The organism is Pseudoalteromonas rubra, assembly GCF_000238295.3.
Lineage (GTDB): Bacteria > Pseudomonadota > Gammaproteobacteria > Enterobacterales > Alteromonadaceae > Pseudoalteromonas > Pseudoalteromonas rubra.
Genome location: NZ_AHCD03000017.1, coordinates 1 through 5,487, shown reverse-complemented (window position 1 = coordinate 5,487; position 5,487 = coordinate 1). Strand labels below are relative to the sequence as shown.

The following is a 5,487-nucleotide window of genomic DNA, read 5'->3' as shown; positions in this document are numbered from 1 at the left end:
TCACCCCTTTACCGTTCATTCATCGGCTTTGACCACCTTGCATCTATGATGGATGCAGCGCAGCGCAGCAGCGAAAAACAGCCCAGCTACCCGCCGTACAACATCGAAGCCTTAGCTGAAGACAAATACCAAATTACCATGGCGGTGGCCGGCTTTACGGAGCAGGAGTTGTCGCTGGAGTCGGAAAACAACACGCTGAGCGTCAAAGGCGAGAAGCAAAATAAAGAAGACAAAACCGACCGAAAGTTTATTCACCAGGGCATTGCCGAGCGCAACTTTGAGCGCAAATTCCAGCTGGGCGACCATGTAAAAGTGATTGGCGCTTCGCTTGAAAACGGCCTGTTACTGATTGACCTGGAGCGCGAAGTACCGGAAGCGTTGAAGCCAAGAAAAATTGAAATTGGTACCGGTAAGCTGATTGAAGGCTGATGCCTTAAGAGTAGTAACTACTCACTCCCTTTTCCTTGTATTACATTGTTGAATTTCCACCAGCCGCCCGCAAGGGCGGCTTTTTTGTGTGCTGTAAGAGATTATCTAAATTGCCACGCCCAGTGCCTCGGCCACCCGGGTGGCATGTGGACCTAACCAGCCCAGCACCGGAGTAAAACGCTCGACCAGCTTTTCACTATGGCTGGCAAAGCTTTCAGCCTCTTTGGCTATTTTAGCCGCACGGGCCAGCGACTCTGCTACCTCAGCCTTATCCGGCTGCGCCTGTTCGATTTCTTCTTGTGCCTCCTCCAACGCATTATTCAGCTTGCGCGGCTGCGCAATGCCAAGCTCACCCAACGCTGTGGTTAACTTACTCAGCGCCTGCTGAATATCCACCGTCTGAGGCTCAGGCATGGTGATGTTGGGAGCGGCATAAATCTGATTATGATCACCTGTGTTTATCACCGCGCCATTGGCATTGCCACCCACCTTTATTGTCCTGTCTGACATTGGAGTTACTCCTGTTCTAATTCATTGAGTTTTTCGACGATTGAATGGATCAGTTCACTATCTGGTATTTGCGCTAACGCTTCACAAGCAACTCGGTAATTACGCAACATCACCTTCATCCATGTTTTATATGCTTGTGGCCATTTTATAAAATAGGGAAATAACATCTGTATTGCCTCAAATCCACTGGAAAGGGCTGGTGTGTAAAGCCCTAAATCACTCTGTCGGTTAGCAAGATTATTCAACGACATGGCAAGATCTGGCACAAACGCATCCGGGCTTGCCAGAGCCAGTGCCCGAAAGTGTTTCACAGCTTCAAGTGCGTTTGACAGAGCAGCTTCTCGCTGCTCTTGATCACTTTGGATATTGGCAAGATTGTTAAGTGATATAGCCAAATCAGGCAGATAGACATCAGGGTGCATTTGAGCCAGTTTTCTCCTATATTCAACTGCTTCAAGCGCATTTGATAGGGCAGCTTTACTATCACCGAGTTCATTTTGTCGGTTAGCAAGATTATTGAGGGATATTGCCAGGTCAGGCAAAAAAGCTTCTGGATTGACTTTCACAAGCTCTCTTCTATGCTCAACGGCTTCAAGCGCATTTGATAGGGCAGCCTCACGCAGGCCTAGTTCACCTTGTTGGTTAGCAATGTTATTCAACGATGTTGCCAAGTCGGGTAGAAAATTATCCGGATTGATTTGAGCAAGCTCCCTTCTAAATTCAAGAGCTTCAAGAGCACTAGCTAAAGCAGCTTCATGAGCGCCCAGTTCACCCTGTCGATTAGCCAGACTATTCAAGGACATCGCCAAATCAGGCAAAAAGCGTTCAGGCCTTCTCTTGGCCAACTTTCTCCTTAGCTCTACAGCTTTCAGCACGAATGCTAAGGCACTTTCACGCTGACCAAGAACGCTTAGTCGATTGGCAAAGTTATTTATTGATTTAGCCAATCTGGCGATATCTTGTTCAGACATTGGCGTTTGTGTCTGTTTCTCTGCATGCAGGTATAGTAAGTTAGCTAGTTTACAAGCCAACTCAGCTAACGTCAGGGAGCTAAGTGGGATAGCACCGTCAAGTAATGCCAACAATAACGGGTTATGTTGATTAGCATCTATCAACTCATCTGCCCACAGCAACAACTGAGCCTGTTTTGCGTCTGGCTGGCTAACCGGGCAGGCAAAGTCCTGTAGCAGACGAACTAGCGCTGCAGCCGCATGCTCTAGACCATATTCAAGGGTCCGGGCCAAAATTGCAGGCGCTTTTAAGTTACGCTCCTGATCACTTTGCAGCAGCTGTATACACATAGCCTCGGCAATCAGATCTGGCTGAGTGGTTGACAGCCTGACTGATTCGCCCCCGTCATCCGTTGGCGGAAACGCTTGCTGCAATGCCTGCAGTTCTTTATCCAGGCTTGGACTATGCCAGCCCATGGCTACCAGCTCAGCGCTGAGCGTCTGGCGCATATCGGCAATACGGAGCCCGCCACACAGTAAATGAAAGCACAGGCAATGAGCCAGCTTAATGGCATCGCCCCCTTCGCCAAAACATTTGTAAAAGCGGTCGATTTCTCGCTGCGCCAGTTTTTCGGCCGCAGCCAGATAATGTAATGATAAGGCCGCGCGCGGCAACATGTCCCGACACAGAATACCGGCCATAACCAGCGCCAGTGGATTACCAAATTGCGGGTCGGCCAGCGCAGTATCAAAGTCGGCTTGTTCACCGACCTCGGGGATTGTACTAGTTTGAGGGTGCGGCACCAGCGCTTGCGCAGCATTCAGCGCAGCACACAATACTGCTCGCCGTAATGAGATATCACTCAGCCCAGCCAGCGCATAGGGCTCAAACTGGGTAAACAGGTCAAGTCGCGCCTGGTCGCTACCTAACGCAGAGCCCGTTAGCGTGTGCCACCAGCCAGCCTCTTTACTGGCTTCGCGCTCCAGCAGCAAGATACGCACCCGGATGCCATCGACCAGCTCGTCGAGCTGAGACAGGGCATCCAGCCATTGCGCTAGTGCCTTAGCATTGGCGCCGGCGTAATCAACCACCAGCAATAAAGAATGAGACCAGTTTGCCTGGGCAAATTTAAAGGCATGCGCCAGCTGTGCCAAGTCGTCGCTACGTACAAAACCCGCAGCCCAACCCGGTTGCTGCTCTGCCTGCTCGCACAGCTCAATGGCCAGTCGCGTTTTGCCACTGCCTGCAGAGGCAGTGATGGCAAAGACGGAAATATCCCTGTCGTCACTTAGCCATTCATTGAGTAACTTTAGCTCGTGCCCCCGGCCCAGCAATTTCAATGCTTTGTTGTGCGCGCTGAGAATATCCAGCACATTCGGTGGGGTTTGCGAACCTCGACGCCGCCGGGCAGGGGTATGATGGCGCACCAGCGGAATGCGAAATTCCACCGCACCTCCCACCTGATTATGATCACCACTAATAATAATGCTCTGATTGGCACTGCCCTGCACTGAAACGCTGCGCTCAGCCATACCTATTCTCCCTGGTGTTTGCTTATTTTTCATCCTAATCCAGCACTACAGGTCAGGCAAGGGATAACAGTTACCCAGCTCTGTAAGCTCGTGTAACTGGCACACCACAGATTGTGTTCCATACTTGCTCTCGGAAACCACAATCCGGGAGGATAACTATGCTGGACTCAACCCCACTGACCACCAAACAAGACACCACCTTTGTACAAAGCTATGGCATACATACGGGCTTTATACCGCGCTCACAATTGGTGAAAAAACACTGGATGCTGGCAGGCGATGACTATGCCAAATTGCAGGGACACTGGCACGATAACGCGCTCACGGCCATTTATGGCAACTATTTTGTGGTAGATAAAATCAATGGCGTTGAGGTCAGCGATGCCCAGGCACAGGCAACCCTTGAGGAATTAAGCCGGGTCACTCTGGCGCAGCAATTTGGTCCTCAGTACAGTAATAACATCAGCTTTTTTGCCTCAGACCGCAGCGTCGGCTGGGAATACCCCGTGCTCACGCCCTCACAGGCAAAAGAAATCAGCAACAGTCTGGATGTGATAGCCTACAACAAGGTGCTACGATATGCCTTCGCGTCAGCCTATGCGTATAGCCTGGAACCCGGTGGCTCATTTGCCTACCACGATGACCCTCTGTATCAAAAGTTAATGCTGACAAACGGTAAGCTGGAGATTATTGATTCATTACTCAATGTAGACGGCGTTTATGCCTTCGCGGTCAAAGTACCAGCCATTGCCTCTGAAAGCCTGGAAGAAGAAGTCATCATTGCCTACAAGGGCACCAATCCGTTTAACACCGGTGACCTGTACGAAGACTTTAAACTTTTTTTCGCCAACCTGGCCGAAACCGACATCGCCTGGCAACGCACCGCGTATGAGTTTTGTCAGCACATTTTGGATCAGTATCCACCCAATCAGGCATCTGTTGCCCCCGGCTACCAGATACCCGAAACGACAAACAGCCATAACGTAGTGCTAACCGGCCATAGCCTCGGCGGCTATACCGCAGTCGACTCAGGCGTACGCACAGGCATTCAAACCCGGGTTTTTGCCTCACCCGGCACTAAGATCATCGACACTTACGCCCGTTATTTCGCCAACACCATGCGCCTGCGTAATGTGATCAACTTCCGCACTGACTATGATCCAATTTCCTCTTCGGCATTGCGCCATGACGAAAACGAAGTCGAATTCCCGGCTTTCCCGGATAAAAACCTCTTTGTGAATCATTCGCTTGAAAATATGATCAAAGAACGCCTGATCCCGCTCTACCACAACTGGCAAGATCCAACAGCCCGCCCGAGCCAACTATTTATCACCCCGGACGCCAGCATAGGCGCAGGCCTAAAATTCCGCACAAATTTTTGGGGGTCCACTACAAAAGGCGATTAAGTATCGCCTTTTGTCAGTGGACGCGAGCCCTGGATGGACGACGAAAGACCGACGATTAAGTATCGTCGCAGCTTGAAGAGATGAGCGCATGGATGCGCGATGGACGCAACTACAGGGATGTACTTTACTTATAACACATTGAAAAACCTACAATTAAGTATCGTCGCAGCTTGAGGAGATGAGTGCACGGATGCGCGATGAACATAACTACAGGGACGTACTTTACTCCCAGCTTTAACGATTAAGTATCGTCGCAGGCTCGGCGCCCCCGCATGAGGAGATGAGCGCATGGACCTACATGGATGTGGGAAGTAGAACAATGCAGGAGCACATTGTCGAGATGCGCGATGGACATAACTACAGGGACGTACTTTACTCCCAACTTTAACGATTAAATATCGTCGCAGGCTCGGCGCCCCCGCTTGAGAATAATAACGAGTAGCCTCCATCATCTCGGCTTCACTTCCGTCATCCCGGCCTTGAGCCGGGAACCACTGGCAGCAAAACGGTGGATGACCTGAGCAAAGATCCATAGCAAATAACCAAAAATAAAAATCAATTAAAATCAAAGATATAAAAAACACTCAAACTTTTTTCAAAAAACTTGCTTGAAAAGCGTTTGCCCCGGCCATAGATAGATTTGTGAGGACGCCGACAGG

4 protein-coding genes are annotated in these 5,487 nt (G+C 50.2%); 2 read left to right on the top strand and 2 right to left on the bottom strand.

The window, feature by feature from the left end; genetic code table 11:
• The coding region (locus PRUB_RS00125; RefSeq protein ID WP_021032717.1) for an Hsp20 family protein at nt 1-429 on the top strand (429 nt) is incomplete at its 5' end.
• Nucleotides 430-534: 105 nt separating this feature from the next.
• Here the strand turns inward: PRUB_RS00125 and PRUB_RS00120 are convergent.
• Together PRUB_RS00120 and PRUB_RS00115 are read right to left on the bottom strand one after the other, a co-directional pair.
• Entirely contained in the window at nt 535-939 is a 405-nt protein-coding gene (locus PRUB_RS00120) for a hypothetical protein (RefSeq protein ID WP_010381392.1), read from the bottom strand.
• A gap of 5 nt (nt 940-944) precedes the next feature.
• The gene (locus PRUB_RS00115; protein ID WP_010381391.1) at nt 945-3,422 is read right to left on the bottom strand and encodes a tetratricopeptide repeat protein; all 2,478 of its coding nucleotides are present in this window, start codon (nt 3,420-3,422) and stop codon (nt 945-947) included.
• A gap of 158 nt (nt 3,423-3,580) precedes the next feature.
• On the opposite strand from PRUB_RS00115, the gene PRUB_RS00110 reads away from it, so the two are divergent.
• Nucleotides 3,581-4,828: a Tle-like phospholipase domain-containing protein gene (locus PRUB_RS00110; protein WP_010381390.1), complete on the top strand. Its 1,248-nt coding sequence runs from the start codon at nt 3,581-3,583 to the stop codon at nt 4,826-4,828.
• Nucleotides 4,829-5,487: the final 659 nt, after the last annotated feature.